Below are 24,096 nucleotides of genomic sequence, written 5' to 3'. Positions count from 1 at the left end.
TAAAAGGCCGGGCCTTTAAAGGCCGCGCCCGAGTATGTCCAAGACCTGTCTTAGCTCCGCCGCGCCCAGCTGTCCCGGGGCCGAGGCCCTTGCCCCCGCGCCGAAGGTGATACAGGACCCGGTAAAGCTGCCCGCCGCCCGGCTGAGCCGTCCTATCTCGCCCATGCTCATGGTTATCACCGGGCCCAAAAGGGCGTAGGCCTCGAAGCTTGCGGACATCAGGCTGAACACGTCTAAGGGGTTCTTTGGCATGACCGCCAGCTTCGGCAGGTCCGCGCCCAGGTCCTTCATATGGACAAGGGTCCTCAGCATCTCCTCTCCGGGGGGCGTGTCCGCAAAGTCGTGCTGGGAGACAACGGCCAAAAGGCCCCTCTCGTGGGCGGCCTCTGTGAGCTCCCGGACCGCGCTGTCCCCGGCACAGAGCTCAATGTCAATAAGCTGGAAATGCTCCGATAGCTCTATAAGCTCCCTTACCCGCCGGAGGTACTCCGGCGGGTCCAGCTCTATTTCGCCCCCTTGGCCCTTGGTGCGCAGGGTGCACAGCAGTGGCAGGCTTACGGCACGTTTATATATCCCCAGGCCCAGCTCTATGTCCCCCTCATAGCGGTCCAGCCGCCACTCGTACAGGTCCCCGGGCAGGGTCCTGTTCTCAAGGAGCTGTAGGGAGAGCCCGGCAAGGTCCTTGGCCATAAGGGGTATACATATCTTCGGGGTCCTCTCATAAAGGCCCAGGCTTTCAAGAGACGGTTTCTTCATACGGCTTACCTCTTGGTATTTTTTTCTTTTGCAGTATACAGTATACCTTTACCGGCCCGAAAAGTCAACAAGCCCTTCTCCCGCATAGAATGGAACGGAAGTTTTTGTCCCCGTGATTAAAAGCTTTCCGCTTTGGCAAGAATACCTGTGACAAAATCTTTTTGGAGAGTGAAAAGCCGTGAACGTACACAGAGGAGACATCTATTACGCCGACCTGAGCCCGGTGGTGGGCTCGGAGCAGGGGGGCGTGCGGCCGGTGCTTATCATACAGAACGACGTGGGCAACCGGTTCAGCCCCACGGTTATCGCCGCCGCTATCACCAGCCAGAGGGACAAAGCCAGCCTGCCCACCCACATCGAGGTGGACGCCCAGGGCAGCGGGCTGATAAAGGACTCGGTGGTGCTTTTGGAGCAGGTGCGAACCCTTGACAAGCACCGCCTTCGGGAGAAGATGGGCAGGCTGGACCAGAGCTCCATGGACCGGGTGAACCAGGCCTTGTCCATCAGCTTCGGTCTTGGGGGCCAGGACCCCAGGGGCAGCGGGGCTCCCCGGGGCGGGGAGCCCCCCCAATTCAGCTAAAGCAAAAGAAGGGTAAACATAGGGCCCGGGCACCTTGGGCCCTACATATTTTTTGCGGCATGGGAGAGGAGCGCTTCCCGGCTGTTTTGAAGCTCCCCGGAGAGCACCCCCCGCAGGAGCCCCTCAAGGGCCGCCCCCAGCCCCGGGCCCGGGCTGTACCCAAGAGATATCAGGTCCCCGCCGGAGACGGCCAGGTCCTTTAAGGTGAGCCCGGCGGTCTCCAGCCGTTTCCAAAGGCTCAGACCCTGGGGGGTGAGGGGCAGCTGCCTTATGAGCCGGGTTATCTCCGATATCTCCCGGTTTGGAAAGCGCAGGCGGCGAAGAAGCCCCCGGGCGCTGTCCGGGGCGCAGTCCCGCAAAAGCGCCGCCCAGCGGGGTACGAGTTCCGGCGGAACCTCCTGGGGAGAGGGGAGAGAGGAGAGCTCCGGCAGGGCGGCGAGGATTATCCGGGGGTACCTTTTCAGCGCGGTCCCCGCCCCCGGGGCGCAGAGGAGCTTTGTGAGCTCCTGCCGTACCCGCTCGCCGGACAGGCTCTTTATAAGGCCCAGGCTGTCCAGCGCCGCCGAGAGCGTGCCCTTCTCTATCTCAAACCCCAGCGCCGCCGAGAAGCGCGCGGCCCGCAGTATGCGCAGGGCGTCCTCGTCAAAGCGGCGCATAGGGTCCCCCACACAGCGCAGCAGCCCCCTGTGAAGGTCCTCCTGTCCGCCGAAGGGGTCCAGAAGGCCCCGCTCCGGGTGGTACGCCAGGGCGTTCACCGTGAAGTCCCGGCGGGCGAGGTCCTCTTTTATGTTCCGGGAAAAGCTGACCCCTATAGGGCGGCGGTGGCCGGTATACTCCCCGTCCACCCGGAGGGTGGTCACCTCCACCGGGCCTTTGGGGGTGATAAGGGTAACGGTGCCGTGGGCCGCGCCGGTCTCAAGGACCCTGAGCCCGGGAAAGCAGGCGGCGGTCTCCTGGGGCAGGGCGGCGGTGGCTATGTCCCAGTCCGAGGGTTCCCGCAGGAGCAGCGCGTCCCGGACGCAGCCCCCCGCGCACCAGGTCTCAAAGCCCCGGGACTCCAGCCGGGAGATGATTTCCAGTATATGTCCCGGCGGGGATATTTTCGGCATAATTGAACCCCCTAACTTTACTTTGGTTTGTTGACAAGCCCAGGCTTGCTGTGCTAATATTATAACATACAAATTTTTGAGGAGGAGTCAAAAGTGGCACTATTGGAGCAGTGGCGCACCTATGCCCAGGAGCAGCAGGAGAAAAAGGGCGCGAAATTCTGGCAGGAGTATTTCAAACAGGAGACCGAGTTCTATAAGGCGATCCTCCAGAGCAAGCCCAGAAAGAGCACCGTGCAGTCCTACGCAAAGAAGTTCGGGGTGGACCTTGTGACAATGACCGGCTTTCTGGACGGCATAAACGACAGCCTGAAAACCCCGAACGATCTGGAGAGCATAGAGGCCGACTCTGAGGTGAGCCTGGCCTATGACAAGGAGCTGCTGTATAAGAACATGGTGGAGGCCAAGGCCGAGTGGCTGTATAACCTGCCGGAGTGGGAGCCCCTTCTGACACAGGAGCGCCGCCGTGAGCTCTATCGGGAGCAGAAGCAGTCAAAGACAGTGGTGAAGGGCCCGAAGATAGGCCGCAACGACCCCTGCCCCTGCGGCAGCGGGAAGAAGTACAAGAAGTGCTGCGGAAGAGATCAGTGATCTCTCGAGATCAATAATCCCTGATATTATCATAACATAAGGAGTGCCCCATATGCAACAGCCTGTCATAGCTACCTTTTACGACCATATACTGGATATCTCCAAGCAGGAGGGCTGCTCTGTAGGCGAAGCTTTACAGGAGGCCAAAAAGCTGGGCGTTGCCGCGCTGGAGGTCTCCTGCTTCAACACAGCGGGCCGGGCTGAGGAGCTCTCCCATGAGCTTGCCAGCGCGGGGCTGGGGGTGACTACTATGCCCGCCTTCTTCAGCTTTGAGAGCGACGGGGAGGTTGAGAACAGGGCGAAGGGGATATTTGAGGACGCGAAAGCTATCGGCGCGAAAACCCTGCTGGTGATTCCCGGCTTTATCCCCGAGGGCGAGGACCCGGAGGAGTGCACCCGCCGGAGGATAGAGCGCACAAAGCGGCTCTCAGAGCTGGCGGACAGAGAGGGCCTTGCCCTTACCATGGAGGACTTCGACAACGAGAGCTCCCCTATCGCCACAAGCCGGGGTATGCTGCGGTTTATGGACGCTGTGCCGGGGCTTTCCGCCTGCTTTGACACGGGCAACTTCTACTTTGCCGGGGAGGACGCTCTCGAGGCCTATGAAAGGCTCCGGGGGCGCATAGGCCACGTGCACCTAAAGGACCGGGCATTGGGCACGGATTTTGGCACGGAGCAGCGCAGGACCACAAGCGGCGGGCCCATGAACCCCAGCCCCGTGGGGGCGGGGGTGATACCTATGAGAGAGCTGCTGGACAGGATAAGGGCCGGGGGATACAGGGGCGCGTATACCATAGAGCACTATGGGGCGGGGCCTATGCTGGAGTGCCTTAAACGCTCGGTGGAGTGGCTGGTGCAAAGGCTATGAGAATACTCTTTGTGTGCCTTGGAAACATATGCCGCAGCCCTATGGCCGAGTTCGTGATGAAGGACCTGGCCGCAAAGGCGGGGCTTGAGCTCACCATAGCTTCGGCCGGCACCAGCGGCGAGGAGCTGGGCAACCCGGTATACCCGCCCGCAAGGCGCAAGCTCATGGAGCACGGCATAGACCCGGCGGGCAAAACCGCCCGGCAGCTTAGCAAAAGCGACTATGGGGAGCATGACCTGATAATAGGTATGGAGCGGAGCAATCTGCGGGCCATGGAGCGGCTTTTTGGCGGCGACCCGGAGGGTAAGCTCCGGCTGCTGCTGGACTATACGGACAGGCCGGGAGACGTGGCCGACCCATGGTTTACCCGGGATTTTGAGGCCGCCTGGCGGGACGTTTCAGAGGGCTGCCGGGGGCTGCTTAATAGTATTGTAAAGGAGAAGGTATAATGGAACTTATGACCCGCAAGGACGTGCCCCAGGAGCTCACCTGGGACCTTACGGCACTGTATAAGACCGAAGCCGATTTTCAGTCGGATATTGACAAGGTGAAGGCCCTGACTGATAAGATAGAGGGGGAGTATAAGGGAAAGCTCACCACCCCGGAGAACCTCCTCGGGTGCCTGGACCTCTACCGGGAGTGGCAGCAGACCCTGTGGTTCGCGGCGAACTACAAGAACCTGGCCGCTTCGGTGGATTATAACGACCCGGAGCTCCAGGAGGAGGACGGGGCCATGTCCCGGCTCTGCGCCCAGCTTGCAAGCCGCCTGAGCTTTATAGACAGCGAGATCACCGCCCAGCCGGACAGCGTGCTGGAGGCGGCTATAGCCGTGGGCGGGCCCAATACCGGCTACTTAAAGGAGCTGCTGTGGTGGAAGCCCCACCAGCTGGAGCCCCAGACCGAGAAGGTGCTGGCGGCCCTTTCGCCCGCTCTGGGGACCCCCTATAACGTTTACAATATGGCGAAGCTTGCGGATATGCGTTTCCCCACCTTTAACGCGGCGGGGGAGGAGCACCCCCTGGGCTACTCCCTGTTCGAGGATAAGTACGAGTACGACCCCTGCACAGAGGTTAGGCGGGAGGCCTTCCGCCGCTTTTCGGATAAGCTCCGGGAGTATCAGAACGTCACCGCCGCCGCCTACCAGAGCCAGGTCCAGAAGGAGAAGACCATGGCCGCACTCAGGGGCTTCGGCTCGGTGTTCGACTATCTCCTCTTTGACCAGCACGTGACCAGGGAGATGTACGACCGGCAGATAGATTTGATAATGGGGAAGCTGGCCCCGCATATGCGCCGGTACGCCCGGCTGATACAGAAGGTCCACGGTCTGGATAAGATGACCTACGCGGACTTAAAGCTCCCGGTGGACCCTTCGTTCTCCCCGAAGCTCACCATAGAGGACTCTAAAAACTACATTGAGAAGGGGCTCTCCATACTGGGAGAGGACTATGTGCAGATGGTCCGGGACGCTTACTCTGAGCGCTGGGTGGACTTTGCCCAAAACCAGGGCAAATCCACCGGCGGCTTCTGCGCCAGCCCCTATGGCGGGCACTCCTTTATCCTCTTCAGCTGGCACGGCGGTATGTCAGACGTGTTCACCCTGGCCCACGAGCTGGGCCACGCCGGGCACTTCAAGGCCTGCAACGCCGCCCAGTCCATCTTCGACACCAACGTGTCCACCTACTTTGTGGAGGCCCCCTCCACCATGAACGAGCTCATTATGGCCCACTACCTCTTGAGCACCAGCGAGGACAAGCGCTTCAGGCGCTGGGTGCTGAGCAATATGGTGGGCAACACCTACTACCACAACTTCGTCACCCACCTGCTGGAGGCCGCCTATCAGCGGGAGGTCTACAGGATAGTGGACGCGGGGGGCAGCGTGCAGGCCGAGACCTTAAGCGCCATTATGAAGGACACCCTCCAAAAGTTCTGGGGGGATGCGGTGGAGCTGACAGAGGGCGCGGAGCTCACCTGGATGCGCCAGCCCCACTACTATATGGGGCTCTACTCCTATACCTACTCCGCGGGCCTGACCGTGGCCACCGCCGCCTGCAAGCGCATACAGACCGAGGGGCAGCCCGCCGTAGAGGACTGGAAACGGGTCCTCAGGGCCGGCGGCACCGGCACGCCCCTGGAACTGGCGAAGATGGCCGGGGTGGATATCTCCACCGATGGGCCGCTGCTGGATACCATAGAGACCATTGGCGGCATGATAGACGAGATATGCGCCATATCGGACCAGCTCTAAGTATTTGAAATATGAAGCCCGCCCGGGAGTAAGCTGACTCCCGGGCGGGCTTTGCGTTTATACACTAAATTAACTATACACCTTTAGAGTGTTAAATGCAATAACAAAAGGCACGATTTTTTATCGTGCCTTAAAGAAAATAATAATACTATCGGTTTCGCTCCTTCAGGGCCCGCTCCATGTCCCGCTGGGCGTCCCGCTTTGCCATGTCGGCCCGCTTATCATAGAGCTTCTTGCCCCTGCAGAGCCCCACCTGCACCTTGACTCTGCTGCCCTTAAAGTAGAGGGACAGGGGGATAAGGGAGTAGCCCTGCTGCTTCACAAGGCCGTACAGCCGGTTTATCTCCCGCTTGTGCAGAAGGAGCCTTCGCACCCTCATAGGGTCCCGGTTGAAGATGTTGCCGTGTTCATAGGCGCTGATGTGGCAGCCGTTAAGGAGCATTTCCCCCTCCACCACCGAGCACCAGGAATCCTTTAAGTTGGCCCGGCCCTGGCGCAGGGACTTGACCTCTGTGCCCACCAGCTCTATGCCCGCCTCAAGGCTCTCCTCTACGAAGTAGTCGTGGTGGGCTTTTTTGTTTTGGGCGATGGTTTTGGTATTGAGTTTTTCGGGCATTTCAGTCACCTCTTTTTTCCTAGTACGTTTTAGGCCTGCGTCGGCACAGGCCGCCGCCCGACTTGGCCGTAGGCCAACGTCGTCGGCAACAGACCTTGGGGGTCCCTCACCCCCAAGCCCCCCGCAAGCTTAAGACCAGCTTGACCGGCCAACTTTTTTATAGGTCCCTGCGGCCCTCCAGGGCCCGCTGCAACGTCACGTTGTCCGCGTATTCCAAATCGCCGCCCACGGGTATACCATATGCCAGCCGCGTGACCCGCACCCCCAGGGGCTTTAGGAGCCTTGCCACATACAGGGCCGTCGCGTCCCCCTCTACGGTGGGGTTTGTGGCCATGATGACCTCCTGTACCCCCGTGCCTATCCGGGCCAGCAGCTCCTTTATCTTCAGCTGGTCCGGCCCCACCCCCGCCAGGGGAGAGATGGCCCCGTGCAGCACATGGTAAAGCCCGGGATAATCCCCGGCCCGCTCCAGGGCGAACACGTCCTTGGGCTCCTCCACCACGCAGATAAGGGTCCTGTCCCGCCTGTCGCTGCGGCAGACCGGGCACAGGTCCCCGTCGGTGAGGTTGCAGCAGTCCTTGCAGTAGTGTATCTTCTCGTGGGCGTTTATAATAGCCTCCGAAAAGGCCTTCGCGTCCTTCTCGGGCATATTCAGTATGTGATACGCCAATCTCTGGGCGGTCTTATGACCTATCCCCGGCAGGGACTCCAGCCGGTCCACCAGCGCGTCCAGGGGGGCCACGATATAGTTCGGCATCAGAACAGCCCCGGTATGCTCGCGCCCCCGGACACGGCGGACATCCTCTCCTCTTTCTCGGCGTTTGCCTGGGAGAGGGCGGCGTTCACCGCGGCAGTCACCAGGTCCCCCAGCATCTCCGCGTCCTCGGGGTCGATGACCTCGGGCTTTATCTCCACGTTCTTTACCTCCAGCTTGCCGGTGACGGTGGCGCGCACGGCATCCCCCCCGGCGGTGGCGGTGTATTCCTTCTGCTCCAGCTCCTCCGTTATGGCCTCCATCTGCTCCTGCATCTTCTGGGCCTGGCGGGCGAGCTGCTGTAAATTTGCGGCCCCCGGGGTCTGGTATCCTTGTGGCAGTCTGGCTTTCATAATTGGTCATCCTTTCAATCTTTATAGTCCCTTATAGTGCAATAGCTTTACGCTTATGTCTCCTCTACAGGTATGCCGGCCTCTCTGGCCCGCCGGAGCAGCTCGTCCATGGGGTCCGTCTTCGCCCCTTCACCGGCCCTCTTATAGGGCCCGAGCTTATACGCCCGCCCGGTGACCCGGCTGATGGCCTCCCGCAGCCTTGTGCGCTGGTCGGACTTTTTCAAAAGGTCAAAGGCTATTTCCGGCGCGTCTATGAGCATATAGTCCCCGGAGATATACGCGCTGCTGCCCTCAAAGGCCATGGCGACGCTCTTGCTCCCGGCGCTCAGCTGCTGTAAAATATCCGGCCACGCCCCAAAGCGCTTGGCGTTTTCCATGAGCTCCTCCACCCCGGGGTCGGCCGCGGGCCTGGGGTTTGGGGCGGGGGGAGCCTTTGGGGCCGGCGCGGCCTTTGGAATTGGGGCCGGCTCGGGAGCCGGTTCCGCCGGCGGGGGAGGCTCCGGCGCGGGGGGCAGGTCAAAATCGCTGTCCCTATGGGGCTCCGGCCTCTCCGCGCTCTCCCGGGGGGGCTGTGTGCCGCTTTCCAGCGCTTCAATGCGCCGCAGCAGCGACTCCGGCGTGGTATCAAGCTGTGGGCTGCAAAGCCGCACCAGAGCTATCTCCAGCTGGGTGCGCTGGTTCCCAAGGCGCATCTTGTTCAGGGCCTCCTCAAGAGCGTCAAGACAGTGTAAAACTGTAGCAAGGCTCATGGCCCCCGACAGCCCCGAAAGCTCCTCCCGCTCCGCCGGGGAGACTTGTAATAGCGGCCCCGGGTCCTTCATGGTCTTATAGAGCAGGAGCCCGCGGAAATACTCAGCCAGCTCCGCGCAGAGCCGGGACAGGTCCTTTGACTCCCTATAAAGCCGGTCTATAACGCCCAGGGCCGCCGCCGGGTCCCGCTCCGCCACGGCCCGGGCCAGCTGCCCGAGATAATCACGGGCGGCAAGGCCCGCCGTCTCGTACACTGTCTCAAGGGTGATATGCGTCCCTCGGCCCAGGCACTGGTCCAGAAGGGACAGGGCGTCCCGAAGGGCCCCGTCCGCCGTCCGGGCGATGAGCAGGGCCGCCTCCTGGTCCAGCCGCGCCCCCTCAAGGCCGCTGACCTGCTCCAGGCGCGCAGCCATAAGCTCCGGGTCTATGCGGTGGAAGTCGAAGCGCTGGCACCGGGACAGGATGGTGGGCAGGAGCTTGTGCACCTCGGTGGTGGCCAGTATGAACACCACGTGGGCCGGGGGCTCCTCCAGGGTCTTTAAAAGGGCGTTGAAGGCCGCCGGGGAGAGCATATGCACCTCGTCGATGATATATACCCGGTACTTCGCCCTGGCGGGGGTAAAGCTGGTCTCCTCGATAATGGCCCGCACGTTCTCCACGCCGTTGTTGCTGGCCGCGTCTATCTCCATCACGTCCAGTAGGGAGCCGTCCTCAAGCCCCCGGCATATCTCGCACTCCCCGCAGGGGTCGCCGTCCACCGGGCGCAGGCAGTTGACGGCCCGGGCCAGTATCTTGGCGCAGGTGGTCTTGCCGGTGCCCCGGGAGCCGGTGAAAAGGTAGGCGTGGGAGATCCGGCCCCGCATGAGCTCGTTTTTAAGGGTGACAGTCACCTGGGGCTGGCCCACCACGTCCGCAAAGACCCGGGGGCGGTATTTCCTATACAGGACCTTGTACATTTCGGCACCTCACAGAAAAGAAAAGCTGGGATATGCGAGCGGACAGGCGACCTGCATCGCCCGGAAACATCCGCTTAATGCTGCTCGGTTCCCCGCCTGACATGGTTCACGGCTCTCCGCCGCGCAGACCTGTCCGCTCACATATCCCAACTTCTTGGCTTTACAAAGAACATTATAACACATACCTCCGGGATTTGCAAGCCATTATTTATTATGGTTTGACAGGCAGAAGATATTATTATATAATATTACATTATATATCCTTCGAAGGGTGGGCGGTATATGCTGACAGATATCCTGCTGACTGTCCCCGTGGCGCTGCTGTTTTTGGCGGTGGCACTGCGGTGCCTTTGGGGCTTCGGGCTCGCGCCGGGGTGCTGTGAAGCCCCCGGGGGCTGCGTCCCGGCGCGCCCCCGGGTTATAAAGGTGTTCTGCGCGGCCCTTGCCCTGCGGCTGTTCCTGCTCTTGATAATGTTCCTCTGCTCCATGCTCTCGGGGGGCGAGGGCGGCCTTGAGAGCTTTCCCGGCAAGTTTTCCCGCTGGGACGCGGGGCACTATATCAACCTGATAGAAAAGGGCTACTCAGGGTATCAGGAGGACGGCAGGCACCTGTTCCTGGTGTTCTATCCCCTGTATGTCTGGGCGGCGCGGCTGGTGCGGCTGATAATCCCCAACACGGTCATGGCGGGGCTAATGGTCTCCCTCTTGAGCTACGCCGGGGGCTGCTGCTATGTGTATAAGATTGCAGCGAAGCTTCTGGGCCCAAACGCCGCAAAAAGCGCGCTCCTGCTCTTGTCCTTATATCCCCACTCCTTTTTCTTCGGGCTGGTGATGACCGAGGGGCTGTTCCTTCTGACCACCTCGGCGGCCTGTTACTACGCCCTGGAGCGCCGCTGGCTCCTCTACGGCCTGTGGGGGGCCCTGGCGGCCCTGACCCGCATGACCGGGGTGCTGGTGACAGTTATGGCGGCGGTGGAGCTGCTCTCGGCGCTGCGGCCTCTGGAGCGGCCCCTGGGCGTGTCCCTTAAAAGAGCGCTGCCGGGGTTCCTTAAAAAGCTCCCGGCCCTGCTCATGCCCCTTCTGGGCTCCCTCGCGTATCTTCTCTTAAACTGGCGCGTGGACGGCGACCCCTTTGCCTTTCGGGTGCACCAGGGCCACTGGCACCAAGGGGGCAAGTGGATATCGGGGGTGCTTAAATACCTTTGGAGCTATTTTTGGGACAATAAAGCTGATGCCAACGGCTATGCCATCTGGCTGCCGGAGCTGGTGATTTTCGCGGCGAGCTTTGGTGTGCTGCTTCTTGCGGTGCGCAAAAAGAACTTTCCTCCAAGCCTTTTGGCCTACGCCTTCTGCTATCTTGTGGCCAACTACTCCCTGTCCTGGCTTTTAAGCGCCGGGCGGTATATGAGCTGCTGCTTCCCGCTGTTCCTCTTTGCCGGGGGGCTTTTAGAGGGGCGGGAGAGCCTTCGGGAGGGGATATGTCTCGGGGGCGCGGCTTTAACCGGCGTGTATCTGTACGCCTATCTCACCGGGGCCCAGGTGATGTAGGGAGTATAAGCCCGGCGGCTTTGGGGCAGAATAAACCCAAAACCACCGGGAGGAAAGTATGAAACGAATCGGAGCGCAGACCTTGGAATTTACCGCCCCACCCACCGTGCTGGGCCATGGGGCTGTGGGGGGCCGCAAGGAGTCCGAGGGGCCCCTTGCGGCGGACTTCCACCAGACCTTTGACGATACCCGGCTACAGACGGACAGCTGGGAGAAGGCCGAGGCCCAGCTGCAAAAAGAGGCGGTGTCCGTGGCCCTGGCGGGCGCGGGCCTTGGGGCCGGGGAGGTGGACATGATATTCGCCGGGGACCTTCTGAACCAGTGTATCTCCTCCACCTTTGGCCTTTTGGAGTATCAGATACCCTTTTTGGGCCAGTACGGGGCCTGCTCCACTATGGCCCAGACCCTGCTGATGGCGGGGATAATGGTGGACTGTGGAGCAGCCCGGAGAGCTGCGGCCGTTACCAGCTCCCACTTCTGCTCGGCAGAGCGGCAGTTCCGCACGCCCCTGGAGTACGGGGCCCAGCGCACCCCCACCGCCCAGTGGACGGCCACGGCCTCGGGCTGCGCCATAGTGGGGCAGGGGGGGAGGGTGAAGCTCCTGCACGGCCTTGCGGGCAAGGTGGTGGACCTGGGGGTGAAGGACCCCAGCAACATGGGCGCGGCCATGGCCCCGGCGGCGGCGGACAGCATTTACCGCTTTTTAGAGGACACCGGCACGGCCCCCAAGGATTATGACGGCATCTTCACCGGGGACCTGGGGTATGTGGGCAGCACCCTGCTTTTGGATATGCTCCGGGACAACGGCATGGAGCTTTCGGGCGTGCACAACGACTGCGGGCTTATGCTCTTTGACCGGCAGCGCCAGGATGTGCACGCCGGGGGCTCCGGCTGCGGCTGTTCGGCCAGTGTCCTCTGCGGGCACCTTCTGAACCGCATGGAGCGCGGTGAGCTTAAAAATATCCTGTTCTGCGCCACCGGGGCGCTGATGTCCACCACCAGCCAGCAGCAGGGCGAGGCCATACCGGGGGTATGCCATATAGTGCATCTGGGGATTTGAAACGCCGGTTTACTTTGGGCGGGGCCTTGCTCCGCCCTACATAATTGCAAGAAAATACCGGCTTGCGGATTCCGAAGCATTGTGTTATAATATATTATATTATGCCCAAAAAAGGGGGCAATACTTTGGAAAACCATGGACCGAAGGACGAGAGCTACGGGGACGGCGTGATTGCCGGGCGCAACCCTGTGGCGGAGGCTTTGCGCTCTGGCCGGGCCGTCGACTGCGTGTATGTGGCCAAGGGCCCGGCGGCGGGCCCGCTGTCCGCAATTCTCGCAAAGGCCAAAAAGCTGGGGGTGCCCATAAAGGAGTGCGACCCCAGAAAGCTCTCCCATATGTGCAATGGGGCCAACCACCAGGGCATAGTGGCCCTGGCCGCCGCCGTGGAGTATTCAAGCCTTGAGGATATGCTGGCCCTGGCTGACGAGAGGGGAGAGCCCCCCCTGCTCATTATCTGCGACGGCCTTGAGGACCCCCACAATCTTGGGGCGGTGATACGCTCGGCGGAGTGCGCCGGGGCCCACGGGGTCATCATACCAAAGCGGCGCAGCGTGGGCCTGACCTATGCGGTGAGCAAGGCCTCCGCCGGGGCGGTGGAGTACCTGCCGGTGGCAAGGGTACAGAACCTCTCCGTCCTGATAGAGGACCTGAAGGCAAGGGGGATCTGGTGCTATGCCGCCGACATGGACGGCGGGCCCTGGGACCGGGCGGACCTTACCGGGCCCGTGGCCCTTGTGATAGGCTCCGAGGGCAGGGGGGTCAGCCGCCTTGTCCGGGAGAGGTGCGACGGGGCCCTGTCGCTGCCTATAAGGGGGCGGGTGAACTCCCTGAACGCCTCGGTGGCGGCGGGGGTGCTGTGCTATGAAGCCGTCCGGCAGAGAACGGCCGGTGAGAGGAGTAAGCCATGAAAGACGATTTCACATTGGAAGATATTCTCGAGGAGGAGCGCCAAAAGCGCGAGGCCAGGGCCGGGGGCCAGCCCACAGAGGAGGCCCCGGTGATAGAGTACGTCCCCGAGGAGCCGGGGGAGGAGTACGCGCCCGAGGAGCAGGGCTATGAGCCGGAGGAGTATGCCCAGGACCCCGGGCCGGAATACGTGCCGGAGGACCCGGGCCCGGAGTACGTGATAGAGGAGCAGGGGTCCGAAGCCCCGGAGCCGGAGCGGGGCAAAAAGAAAAAGAAGAAGCGCTGGGGCCTGTTCGGCCGGAAAAAGGTGCCCGACTTTGACGAGAGCGAGGAGGACATCTACTACGGCATACAGCTGAAGCCCATCGACGAGTACCGCATGGACGGCGACGCGCCGCCTTTGGGAGAGGAGGGCTATAAGGTCCTGTTCGACGACTCCAAGACCATCGACGACCAGGTGGAGGAGAACTTCCAGCGGCTTCAGAAGGAGCGCCGCCGCCGGGTGGCCGAGGCCGTCCAGAGCGCCGGGCTGGACCAGCAGCAGGTGGAGGAGGAGTTCGGCGTGGTGGCCCCGGTGCCCCTTACCTCCTATGCCGCCGACCCCTATGCCCGCCAGCACGGCCTTGAGACAGAGGGCCAGGAGCTTTCCGATTTGCAGAAGGCCCTGCTCAGCACCGACCAGACCATGGAGATAAAGCTGAACGTCCTCAACAGCACCATCGAGCTGCAAAAGCTCCAGGACGGCCAGCCGGTCAGCGAGGAGACCGTAGAGCGTATCCTGCGGGAGGCCCCGGAGCCGCCGGAGGAATACGTGGAGCAGGAGTATGCTCCCGAGCCGGAGCCTGCGGCGGAGTACGTGGAGCGGGAATATGCCCCCGAGCCGGAGCCTGCGGCGGAGTACGTGGAGCGGGAGTACGCCCCCGAGCCGGAGCCTGCGGCGGAGTACGTGGAACGGGAATACGCTCCCGAGCCGAAGCCTGCGGCGGAGTACGTGGAGCGGGAATACGCTCCCGAGCCGGAGCCTGCGGCGGAGTACGTGGAACGGGAATACGCCCCCGAGCCGGAGCCGGTGGCGGAGTACGTGGAGCGGGAATACGCCCCCGAGCCGGAGCCTGCGGCGGAGTACGTGGAGCGGGAATACGCCCCCGAGCCGGAGCCTGAACCCCAGCCCCCAGCTCCAGCCGAGTTAAAGACCATCGAAATACCAGTGGCGAAGCAGGAGCCCGCGCCCGGGCCCGCTCCTGAGCGGGAGCCCCCGCCCAGGCCCATACAGCAGGTGCCCTATGTGGAGACTGTCTACCAGTACCGCTCACGGAGCATCGCCACTCATATCATAAACGCGGACCTTCTGCACAGCGCCCTGCTGTCGGAGACGGAGAGCCTGCAAAGGGAGAGGGACGCCCTGGAGGGCAGGCAGGCGCCCCGCCGCAGGATAAAACCCAGAAAGACCATGGAGCCGGAGCCGCCGGAGCCAGAGCTGCCCCGGGAGGACAGCAACGAGTCCATAGAGGACTATACCGGGCCCGAGGACGCAAGGTCCATCTCCAGCGAGATCAAGGGGCAGATGGGCAAGTTCTCCCTTACCATGATGATAACCGGGGTGTGCACCCTGCTGCTGGCGGTGGTCAGCCTTGTGTGCAGGAACAACTTCACCCCCAAGGGCACCACCTGGCCCCTGGCCTATGTGGTACTTACCCTGATATTCCTGGTGGTGTCTGCGGGCATATCCTATAAGACCGTGGGCCGTGGTCTAAAAGGGCTGTTCGCCGCCCAGGCCAACGCCGACAGCGGCGTGGCCGTGGCCACGGTGGCCGCCCTGGTGCAGACGGTGGCCTCCGTGTTCTTCCGCTCCCAGCTGGACGGGCTGTACCTGTACGCCCCGGTGGTGTCGGCGCTGCTGTTCATGAACTCGGCAGGCAAGCTCACCATGCTGCGGCGCATACACAGCAACTTCCGCTTTGTGACCTCAAGGGAGCAGAAGTACGCCGTGCGCACCTATGAGGACTATAACACCTCTTTAAAGATGGCCAAGGACTGCGTGGCGGAGAAGCCCCTGATAGCCTATCAGTGCAGGGCCGGGTTCTTAAAGCGCTTTTTGGAGCTGTCCTACTCCCCGGACCCCTCAGAAACCTCGTCACAGCTGCTGGCGCCTTTGGGACTGATATCCTCCCTGGTGCTGTGCATCGCCTGCCTGCTGATAACCAAGGACGTGCCCACCTCTATAGGGGCGCTGGCGGCGGCCTGCTGCGCCTGTGTGGCGGCGGGGAATATGCTGACCGTTAACCTGCCCGTGTCGAACCTGTGCAAGACCGTGCGCCGTGCCGGGGGCATGATAGTGGGCCACGTAGCCGTGGAGGCCTTTGGCGACGTGAACGCGGTGATAGCCGACGCGGGGGAGCTTTTCCCCACGGGCACGGTGGTGATCTCCGGCATCAAGCAGTTCGGCAGCCAGGTGGTGGCCGAGGACGCCATCATGTGCGCCACGGCCCTGGTCAAGGAGGCCGGAGGGCCCCTTCTGGGCGTGTTCGAGCAGGTAATAAGCGACACCGAGGATATGCTGCCCGAGGTGGAGCGCATAAGCTATGAGTCCGGTGCGGGGCTTGTGGGCCGGGTGGACGGGCGGACCGTCTATATCGGCAACCGGGCCTTGCTTACGAACCACCGGCTGGAGGCCCCGCCCAGGGAGCTGGAGGTGCAGTATTCCTCCGGCGGCAAGGACGTGCTGTACCTGGCGGTGGACTCTGAGGTGGCGGCCATGCTGGTGCTGACCTATTCGGCGGACCGCCGCAAGAAGAACGAGCTCCAGCGGCTTGAGGACAGCGGCATAAGCGTGCTGGTGCGCACCGCCGACCCAAACGTGACGGTGGCCCAGGTGTCAAGGCTCTTCGGGGTGGACCCGGCAAGCATCGGTATACTGGACGGCCAGCTGGGGGACACGGCCCGGCAGCTTTTGGAGTCCGACCCGCCGAGGGCGGACGCGCTGGCGGCCACAAAGGGGCGCATGGAATCCATGATGAGCCTTATCGCGGCCTGTGTGGAGCAGAAGCGCACCACGGGTATGCTGGTGGCCATACAGTCGGCGGCGGTGATACTGGGCTTTGTGCTGGTGGCGTTTATGTCCTGCTTCGGAGAGATACGGCAGGTGTCGTCGTTCCTGCTGTTTGCGTTCCAGATGTTCTGGACGGCGCTGCTGCTGGTGCTGCCCAGGTTCCGAAGATAAAATGCGGAGAGAAAAGCGCCTATAATAAGGCGCTTTTTTTGTGTGCCGCTCACCCAAAAATAAATAATCAAAAAACGAAAAAACTTATTGTAATTTACTGAGAAATAGATTATAATTAGAGTATGCCTTGTGGTAAAACTTGTGCAAATTTAACAATACACGCCCCGGGCCATTAGCAGTTTTGCCAGAGGGGCCGTGAAAGGAGCCATTCCCATGACCCAATATTCCGAAAAGAACATAATAAATCTGGCTGTAGCCGGCCACGGCGGCGCAGGCAAGACCACCTTGAGCGAGGCTATGCTGTACCTCTCCGGCGCCTCTGACCGCCGGGGCAAGGTGGGCGACGGCAACACCGTCTGCGACTATGACCCCGAGGAGATACGCCGCAAGGCCTCTATCGCCGCCGCCGTGGCGCCCTTAGAGTGGAGGGGTAAGAAGATAAACCTTTTGGACGCCCCGGGCTTTTTCGACTTCGAGGGCGGTATGTGCGAGGCCATGCGCGCGGCGGATACGGCCCTTATTGTGGTCTCCGGCAAGGACGGCCCCTCTGTGGGCACGGAAAAGGCCGTGGCCGCCGCGGAGAAGCGGGGGCTTTCAAAGATATTCTTCGTCAACGGCCTGTGCGACGAGAGCGCGCGCTTTTACCGGGTCTTTGAGGATTTGAAGGCCCAGTTCGGCCCCTCTGTCTGCCCCGTTGTGGTGCCCTTTATCGAGGGGGACCAGGCCAATATTTACGTGAACCTTCTGGAGTACCGGGCCTACGACTACTCCGGCGGCAAGCCCGTGCAGGTGGCCATACCCGACATGGGCGACAGGCTGGAGGGCCTGCGCACCGCCATATATGAGGCCGTGGCCGAGACCGACGACGCGCTGTTTGAAAAGTATTTTGCCGGAGAGGAGTTCACCCCCGAGGAGGTCATCGTGGGCGTAAGCAAGGGCGTTAAGTCCGGCACCATCACCCCGGTGTTCTGCGGCGACGCCATACTCATGCGTGGCATGGAGCAGTTCCTGGACGGCCTTACCTGGCTGGCGCCCTCTGCGGCGGACCACGCCGGGGAGATAGGCATGGATCCCGACGGCAACCCGGTGGAGCTCACCGTCAGCAGCGACGGCGCGGCTGCTGCCATCGTCTTCAAGACCGTGGCGGACCCCTTTATCGGCAAGCTGTCCTATATCAAGGTCATTGCCGGAAAGATCTCCACCGAGACCCAGCTTATAAATATGCGCACCGGCGCCTCCGAGCGGGTGGGCAAGACCGTTATGCTCACCGGCAAGAAGCAGGAGGACGTGAAATATATTGGCGCGGGCGACATCGGCGCCCTACCCAAGCTCAGCACCACCAACACCGGCGACACCCTCTGCGCCCCCGCCAGGAAGGTGACACTGGACGGCGTGAACTATCCCGGCGCGGCCCTGTCCATGGCTATAGTGCCCAAGAAGAAGGGCGAGGAGGACAAGGTGGCCCAGGGTATGCTCAGGCTCTCCGAGGAGGACCCCACCCTGCACTTCTCCACCAACAACGAGACCCACGAGCTTATCATCAGCGGCCTTGGGGAGCAGCACCTGGAGGTGGCCGTAACAAAGCTTAAAACCAAGTTCGGCGTTGAGGTCACTTTGAAGGACCCCAAGGTGCCCTATAGAGAGACCATCCGCAAGACCGTCCAGGTCCAGGGCCGGCACAAGAAGCAGACCGGCGGCCACGGTCAGTTCGGCGACGTGTGGATAGAGTTCTCCCCCTGCGACAGCGACGGCCTGGAGTTCAGCGAGCGGGTCGTGGGCGGCTCGGTGCCAAAGGGCTTCTTCCCGGCGGTGGAGAAGGGACTTCGCGAGTGCATCGTGAAGGGCCCCCTGGCCGGTTACCCCGTTGTGGGCCTGTCCGCCGTGCTGTACGACGGCTCCTATCACCCGGTGGATTCCAGCGAGATGGCCTTTAAGACCGCCGCCTCTATCGCCTACAGGGACGGCCTGCCCAAGGCGAACCCGGTACTGCTGGAGCCCATCGGCCATCTGAAGGCCACGGTGCCCGACGGCAACATGGGCGATGTGATGGGCGAGGTGAACAAGCGCAGGGGCCGGGTGCTGGGCATGGAGCCCGCCGGCGCGGGCCGCCAGACCGTGGACGCCGAGGTGCCCATGGCCGAGATGCACGACTTTAGCACCTTCATGCGCCAGAGCACCCAGGGCCGCGGCAGCTTCACCTTCGAGTTCGAGCGCTACGAGGAGGCCCCGGCCATGGTGGCCCAGAAGGTCATCGAGCAGGCCAAGGCCGAGGCCGGCGAGGGCTGATAGAAATTTTAGGGTAATCAATGTGAGCATATGAAAGTCCCCCCGGAAGGGTTCCGGGGGGACTTTTGGTGTGGTTACGGCTTTAGTTTACGATTGGCGTTTTCAGCCAGGATTGGCCGGTGGTGGCGCTGACCTCCACCCGCTGGGTGCTGGTGTTGACGCGCACCCGAAGGGTAAGGGTGTCGGTCCTCTCCTCAGAGGTCTTGCCTGAGAAGGTGCCGTTTAGGGTAACAGTAAAGCTGGAGGCGGTCACATTGCTGAAATCAAGAGTGACCGAATGGAGCTCCTGGCCCTCGTTGTTGGGCGAGGCTCCGACAAAGTCTACATAACTGGACACCGTTTTCGATACCACCAGATAGTTCTGTATGCTCTGGCTGGAGTTGCCTGTGGGGGTGCCGGGAATTATGGGGGTATTATAGAGGGGGATCCTCTCCCTGGTCTGTGTGTTGAAGAAATGCAGGGCATCGGTAAAGGCAAAGGACAACGTACCGCTTATTTGTTTTGTATCCGGGTCGTAGTCCAAGCCGTTGCCAATAGTCACCTGTATCTGCTCCTTGCGCTTGTTGATGGGCTGTATGGCACTAAAGGACTTGTCGGACATATTGGTCTTCGTGCCGCAGTAACCGTAAGCGATAAGGCAGTAGGTGCTGTCGCCCATGTCCGTCCAGACCTCGTCGCACATAAAGTTGATACTGTCGTCTATTGTGTTTTCAACTTTGCCAAGAGAGGAGGCGCCGTCGGCAACTGTGCCGTCTATGAGGTTGGCAATAGATTCCTTTAAGGATTCGCTTGCGCACCTGTCAAACAGTGACTGCTGTTTGCCGTCGACCGTGACCGTCTCCAGCATAGCGTCAAGAACGGTGAACCGGGAGTCCTCGTAATTTATGCGGGTAGTCCCCACGTACTTGGACGAAGGCTTTCCTCTGTATGACAGGTCAAACACTGAGGTTACATGGTCGCCGGTAGCGAAGGTCTCACGGAAAGCCTGGTTCATGGTGGAATCATAGGGGATAAGCTTATAGACCAGGTTGGTGCCGTTCTGGTCCGTGTTGATAGTGGCGTTTGCCCCTGTGGCCTGGGTGGTGATAGTGGGCTTCACCATCGGCAGTGTCTTAAAGCGGTACACCGTTACCGGCGAGTAGATGTCGGAGTTGCCGGTGGTGGTGACAAGGTACATCAGGTACTCGGTGTCAGCCCGCAGGCCGGATATTTTGAATCCCTTTTCCGCCTTGTTCGCTTCGAGGGAGTCGTGGACCAAGTCGTCGCTGGAAACGTCGCTGAAGTCCACGTTGGTGACGTTGGTGGTGATGGGCGAGTCGAACTTGTAAGCGGCCATGTCCGGGTTGGGAATAGAGATTTCATTCCCATTGGCGTCCGTTGAGGGAATTGTGAAGTCGTCGGGGAACATCCGCTCCATAATGCTAAGATTAGAGGCCATGGTGTACTGGTGCCCGATGGGCCCGTTGATACCGCATTCAGGTATTTTCTCCAAAATCTCGTCGTAGGAGATATTCTCGGCCCGGCCGCTGGCATTGTTCTTCTGGGGGGTCACCACAAAGTTCTCGCCGCCGGCGGTCTGCGGGGCCAGCACGTAATGTATGGTGCCCGGGGTGTTCAGGGCGAACCAAGCGGTAACGCCGCTGGAGGTGGGTGAAAACCGGGGATAAGAGGACACCAGCACCGGCTCGCGGCCGTCCTCAAACTGCTTTGTCAAAAGGCGTGTGCGGGGGTCAAGAAGGTCGCTGTCCTTATTGGGCCAGGTGATGTCGGTTATCAGGGTCTTGCCCTGGCGCAGGTTATTGTAGGAGTCCACGTTGGCGGGCCGGAAGTCCCGAAGGGAGGCCGCGCCGCCGGTGACGAAGGTGACCTGGCCGTTTATCAGCTGGTCAAAGCTGGAGCGGTCCGTGCGGTCGCCCACCTTTGTAAAGTATAGGGCGAAGTCATACTGGTTCTCAGTGGCGTCGTTAAGGCCGCCGTCCAGCATACCCAGGGTATAGGGCTCGTTGATGTCGTGGTACTGGGGTATGGACACGCTGGTGCCGTTGCTGGTCAGATTCTTTATAACGCTTACTCCGGCGTAGTTCTTTGCGGTGGCGGGCACGGTTATCTTCAGTATGCCCGGATCGCCGTTTTCATCTACGCCCACAGGCACCCACTTGCTGTTCTCGTCGCCGTGTATGCGGGTAAACAGCATGAACTCCACATCCCGGTCAAACCAGAAGATCATGTCCCATTTGACGCCGTTGGCCGCAGTGCCGGTAGAGCGCGGGTCGGCGGTGAAGGCGATATCCGCGGAAATCTTGTCGGTTCCGTCCCGCTTGTTGTTTATGTCGTTGTACACATAGACAGGCTCATCGCTGGTTATTGGATTGCCGTTTTCATCCCTTCCGATCTTAAAGGCATTCAGATCCAAATCGTCCAGCTTACTGATCCCCACCCGGGCCGACACCGTGGTGAACGCGTCCATGTCCTGTTCGCCCATCTGGTTGCGGGACTGGGAATCATCGGTAATGTTCTGAAGGTGGAAGAAATACTGGGCGCCGCTCTCCAGGTTCAAAGCGGACTTGGAGGGCTCGCTGGGGTCGTTTACGAAGCTGACCACCATGTTTTTGCCGTCCTGGAGGACCTGCACGTTGCGGTAGTCCACCACCCAGTCGGTGCGGTCACTCTGCTGGTCCCAGTCGCGCACCGGGACAGCCTGGCCCGAGGAGTCGCAGAGGATTATTGTGTCCCTAAGGGCCCCCACATACTCCTCCTCGGCCTTGGCCTTATCCGCCGGGGTGGCGGTTCTGTACTTATTATACAGCTCTATCAGACGCAGCTCGCTGTATATTACAGGCGCGTTGGCGGGCTGGCGGTAGCGTATGGCCTCGCTGAACACCACGTCGATGGTGGAGTAGGCGTAGGGGGTCTCGGGGCTCTCCGCCGGGTAGCTCTCAAAGCGCAGGCTCGCCGAGGGCGGCGTCTCGTCCAGGGTATGGGCGGTGTACATACCTATGACCTGGGAGTAGTTGTTGGCGCTGTCCTGGGCCAGGTAGTACACGTCATAGGCGCTCTCGGGCTGAAGGCGGGAGATGGTGATGTTGAACTGGGTGTTGGCCTTGGCGTTCACCTTGCCCGCCTGGGACTGGGAGGTGCCCACCCCGGCGGCCACCTGTATCTTCGCGGCCTCCGTCTTCAGGAACTCGCGCCAGGGGTCGGTGTTGGGATAGACCTCCGGGTCCGCTTTCGGGTAGGGGTCGCCGCTGGGCACGGCCACCCAGTAGACCGTCGCGTCCTCGTCAACGGTATTGCTCAGTGTCACGGAGGTGGCCTTGGTGTCGGACTGGAACATCTCGCCCATGGTGAACTCGGGCGGGGTCACGTCCTTGGTGGTGACCGTGACCTTCTGCACCTGTGAGCTCTGCTCGCCGTTGGCGTCCGTCAGCCAGTAGTACAGGTCATAGCTGGTCTTTTCCTTGACCTGGCCCAGGCCGTCGGGCGTGCCGTCCAGATCCATGTCAATCTCCGTGACCTTGAAGGAGTCCAGAGTGTTCTTTATCAGGTGCAGCCGCCCATAGCCGTAGGGGCTGGGGAAGGCGGCGGACAGCAGCTCGCCGGTGCTGGGGGCGGTGCTGCCGGCGGCCAGGAGCACGTAGTACAGGTCGCAGCTCTTGTTGGCCATGACCGTGGCCTGCAGATTCGCTATCTCGGAGAAGTCCCAGCCGGCGTTCTCCTCGTTGCGGGTGGGAGTGGCGTCGGTGATGGAGGGGTAGTCGCGGCTGGCCATGGCGGGAACGGTGCCGTCGGGGGTCGTGATGCGCTGGGACTTCACATGACTCCTGCGGCCGTGGGCGTCCACCAGGGTGGCCGAGATGTAGTAGGTCCCGCCCTGGGTCAGCTCGGTAATTGGCAGCAGGAACTCCTTTTTGGAGGAGTCGATATCTATCGTGCCCATTTTCCTAAAGCCGGAGCCGTAGGCGGGCTGCTCCACCAGGGTTTCGACGTCGGCGTCGGTCAGGGGCCCCTTGGCGTTGTCTGTCAGCGCCCAGTAGAGGGTGCCGGCCTTGTTGGTGGAGAAGTACGCGTCGGCGCTGGTGGGGGCGATGTTTTTGGCCTTGGGATAGCCCTCCAGAAGCCTGGGCTCCTGAGAGAGCTCCTTGGCCTTCTCAGAGTCGATGCCCGTCATGCCGGCAATCTCGGTGACCACGCCGGGGCGCACGGTCAGGGTGTCTGGGAGTATCTCGGAGGTGCAGCCGTTGGCGCCCACGTCGATATGGCCTATGTCGCCGGTGCCGGTGATGGTGGCCGAGGTGTCCAGCTTGATATCGTCCACAGAGGCGTTTATCTCCAGGTCCACAAAGGAGTTCACCGCCTCCTCGTCAACAGTGATCTTGGTGACGGACCCGGTGCCCGTGTCGCCCACTATCAGGTGGGAGCCGGGGGCCTTGTTGGTCACGTCCTTCATGTTCCCGGCGATGGTGAACTTGCCCTCGGGGGGTTCCTCGAAGATGACCTTTCTAAGGCCCATATTGTTGTTGCGCACGTCGTCCTGTATGTAGGCGTTGGACCGCACCAGGGTCTCGGGAATGTCGGTGTTGCCAAGGGCCCTAAGGGACACGTACTGGCCCGTGGCGGGGTCCACCACCAGCTGGCGGGCCGTGACGTTGTTGAGCAGCACGCTGGCCTCGCCGCTCTCGCCCTCGCCGCCGCCGGCCACGATGATGCGGCCCAGCACCTTGACGTTGTCCAAAATCACGTTTCCAAGGCCCACGCCGCCGGTAAGGTACAGGTCGCCGGCGATGGTGGTGTTCCTAAGGGTGACGTTGGGCGCGTTCACGGTAACGTTGCCGAACACGCCCCCAAGCTCCGTGACCCCGGAGGAGCTCACCAGCTCGCCCATGGCCTTGGAGAGCATGACGGCAATCTCGCCGCGGGTGGCGGCGCTCTTTGGGCGGAAATTGCCGCTGGTGCTGCTGATTATCCCGGCAAGAAGGGCGGAGCGCACATAGATGGAGCTCCAGTTGCTGAAATTCTTGCCGTCGGTGAAATCGGTGACCTCTCCCGCGTTCTCCTGATAGCGCAGGCAGCGGCCCAGAAGGGCAAGGGCCTGCTCGCGGGTGACGGCGGCCTTGGGCGAGGCCGTGGTGCGGCTGGTGCCCGAGAGTATCCCCTCGTTATAGGAGACAACGATGTCGTTATAGTACCAGGCCTTTTTTGACACATCGGTAAAGGGTATGGGCCCGGTGCGCCGGAAACCGAAGGCGCGGTTCAGGACCGCGGCCATCTCGGCCCGGGTTATCCTGTCGTTGGGGCGGCCGCCCACCATAACGCCGTATTGCTTGAGCCGGTCCATATACGGGTCGGCCCAGGAGGCAGCCGAGGCCCCCGGCAGAAGGTCCAGGGGCACCGCGCCTAAAAGGAGCAGGGCGCACAGGACCATGGCCACGGTGCGTTTTATAAGCTTTTTCGTAAGTTTGAGCATTTTTTTCCCTTTCTCTATAAATCATCAGAAATTTATT

The 24,096-nt window shown here is 61.5% G+C and carries 17 protein-coding genes and 1 other RNA gene; 10 read left to right on the top strand and 8 right to left on the bottom strand.

Annotation, left to right across the window (positions count from 1 at the left end):
* Positions 1-15: 15 nt before the first annotated feature.
* Complete coding sequence (gene aroD, locus ADH66_RS13645; protein ID WP_066539595.1) at positions 16-756, bottom strand: type I 3-dehydroquinate dehydratase; 741 nt, start codon at positions 754-756, stop codon at positions 16-18.
* Between the two features lie 178 nt (positions 757-934).
* Between aroD and ADH66_RS13640 the strand changes: the two genes are divergently transcribed.
* On the top strand, positions 935-1,336 hold the full coding sequence (locus ADH66_RS13640; protein ID WP_066539597.1) for a type II toxin-antitoxin system PemK/MazF family toxin: 402 nt from the start codon (positions 935-937) through the stop codon (positions 1,334-1,336).
* 41 nt (positions 1,337-1,377) lie between these two features.
* On the opposite strand, the gene ADH66_RS13635 is transcribed toward ADH66_RS13640, so the two are convergent.
* Entirely contained in the window at positions 1,378-2,445 is a 1,068-nt protein-coding gene (locus tag ADH66_RS13635; protein WP_066539598.1) for a CCA tRNA nucleotidyltransferase, read from the bottom strand.
* A 93-nt stretch (positions 2,446-2,538) separates the two neighbouring features.
* Between ADH66_RS13635 and ADH66_RS13630 the strand changes: the two genes are divergently transcribed.
* From ADH66_RS13630 to pepF, 4 genes are read left to right on the top strand one after another with little or no spacing between them, the layout of a single operon-like run.
* Positions 2,539-3,033, top strand: coding sequence for an SEC-C metal-binding domain-containing protein (locus ADH66_RS13630; protein WP_066539600.1), 495 nt, complete (start codon positions 2,539-2,541; stop codon positions 3,031-3,033).
* Between the two features lie 52 nt (positions 3,034-3,085).
* A complete protein-coding gene (locus ADH66_RS13625; RefSeq protein WP_066539602.1) occupies positions 3,086-3,901 on the top strand; it encodes a sugar phosphate isomerase/epimerase family protein in 816 nt (271 codons plus the stop codon).
* On the top strand, positions 3,898-4,350 hold the full coding sequence (locus tag ADH66_RS13620; RefSeq protein ID WP_066539603.1) for a low molecular weight protein-tyrosine-phosphatase: 453 nt from the start codon (positions 3,898-3,900) through the stop codon (positions 4,348-4,350). Before ADH66_RS13625 ends, ADH66_RS13620 begins: the two co-directional genes overlap by 4 nt.
* Complete coding sequence (pepF, locus tag ADH66_RS13615) at positions 4,350-6,146, top strand: oligoendopeptidase F (RefSeq protein ID WP_066539604.1); 1,797 nt, start codon at positions 4,350-4,352, stop codon at positions 6,144-6,146. Before ADH66_RS13620 ends, pepF begins: the two co-directional genes overlap by 1 nt.
* Before the next feature lie 148 nt (positions 6,147-6,294).
* Here the strand turns inward: pepF and smpB are convergent, their stop codons facing one another.
* From smpB to ffs, 5 genes are all read right to left on the bottom strand, one after another.
* Positions 6,295-6,762: an SsrA-binding protein SmpB gene (gene smpB, locus ADH66_RS13610; protein WP_066539606.1), complete on the bottom strand. Its 468-nt coding sequence runs from the start codon at positions 6,760-6,762 to the stop codon at positions 6,295-6,297.
* A gap of 157 nt (positions 6,763-6,919) precedes the next feature.
* Positions 6,920-7,519 (bottom strand): recombination mediator RecR, encoded by a 600-nt coding sequence (gene recR, locus ADH66_RS13605; RefSeq protein ID WP_066539611.1) that lies wholly within the window; start codon positions 7,517-7,519, stop codon positions 6,920-6,922.
* Positions 7,519-7,869 carry a YbaB/EbfC family nucleoid-associated protein gene (locus ADH66_RS13600; RefSeq protein ID WP_066539612.1) on the bottom strand — a complete coding sequence of 117 codons (351 nt, stop codon included), beginning with the start codon at positions 7,867-7,869 and terminating at the stop codon, positions 7,519-7,521. Before ADH66_RS13600 ends, recR begins: the two co-directional genes overlap by 1 nt.
* 53 nt (positions 7,870-7,922) lie before the next feature.
* Positions 7,923-9,575, bottom strand: a complete 1,653-nt coding sequence (dnaX, locus tag ADH66_RS13595; protein WP_066539614.1) for a DNA polymerase III subunit gamma/tau — start codon at positions 9,573-9,575, stop codon at positions 7,923-7,925.
* 37 nt (positions 9,576-9,612) lie between these two features.
* Positions 9,613-9,710, bottom strand: an RNA gene (gene ffs, locus ADH66_RS13590) — signal recognition particle sRNA small type.
* A gap of 147 nt (positions 9,711-9,857) precedes the next feature.
* Here ffs and ADH66_RS13585 point away from each other — a divergent pair.
* From ADH66_RS13585 to ADH66_RS13565, 5 genes are all read left to right on the top strand, one after another.
* Positions 9,858-11,123 (top strand): glycosyltransferase family 39 protein, encoded by a 1,266-nt coding sequence (locus ADH66_RS13585; protein WP_066539616.1) that lies wholly within the window; start codon positions 9,858-9,860, stop codon positions 11,121-11,123.
* A gap of 58 nt (positions 11,124-11,181) precedes the next feature.
* A complete protein-coding gene (locus ADH66_RS13580; RefSeq protein ID WP_066539618.1) occupies positions 11,182-12,183 on the top strand; it encodes a stage V sporulation protein AD in 1,002 nt (333 codons plus the stop codon).
* A 125-nt stretch (positions 12,184-12,308) separates the two neighbouring features.
* The gene (gene rlmB, locus ADH66_RS13575; RefSeq protein ID WP_066539621.1) at positions 12,309-13,091 is read left to right on the top strand and encodes a 23S rRNA (guanosine(2251)-2'-O)-methyltransferase RlmB; all 783 of its coding nucleotides are present in this window, start codon (positions 12,309-12,311) and stop codon (positions 13,089-13,091) included.
* Complete coding sequence (locus ADH66_RS13570; protein ID WP_066539625.1) at positions 13,088-16,309, top strand: hypothetical protein; 3,222 nt, start codon at positions 13,088-13,090, stop codon at positions 16,307-16,309. The genes rlmB and ADH66_RS13570 overlap by 4 nt, the downstream gene beginning before the upstream one ends.
* Positions 16,310-16,522: 213 nt before the next feature.
* Entirely contained in the window at positions 16,523-18,595 is a 2,073-nt protein-coding gene (locus tag ADH66_RS13565) for an elongation factor G (RefSeq protein WP_066539626.1), read from the top strand.
* Positions 18,596-18,677: 82 nt separating this feature from the next.
* On the opposite strand, the gene ADH66_RS13560 is transcribed toward ADH66_RS13565, so the two are convergent.
* On the bottom strand, positions 18,678-24,059 hold the full coding sequence (locus ADH66_RS13560; protein WP_066539631.1) for an S-layer homology domain-containing protein: 5,382 nt from the start codon (positions 24,057-24,059) through the stop codon (positions 18,678-18,680).
* Positions 24,060-24,096: the final 37 nt, after the last annotated feature.

Origin of the sequence: Acutalibacter muris (genome assembly GCF_002201475.1) — a bacterium.
In the GTDB taxonomy this organism is placed as follows: domain Bacteria; phylum Bacillota; class Clostridia; order Oscillospirales; family Acutalibacteraceae; genus Acutalibacter; species Acutalibacter muris.
Note: the sequence above shows the minus strand (reverse complement) of the source record. Positions and strands in the feature narration are given on the sequence as shown.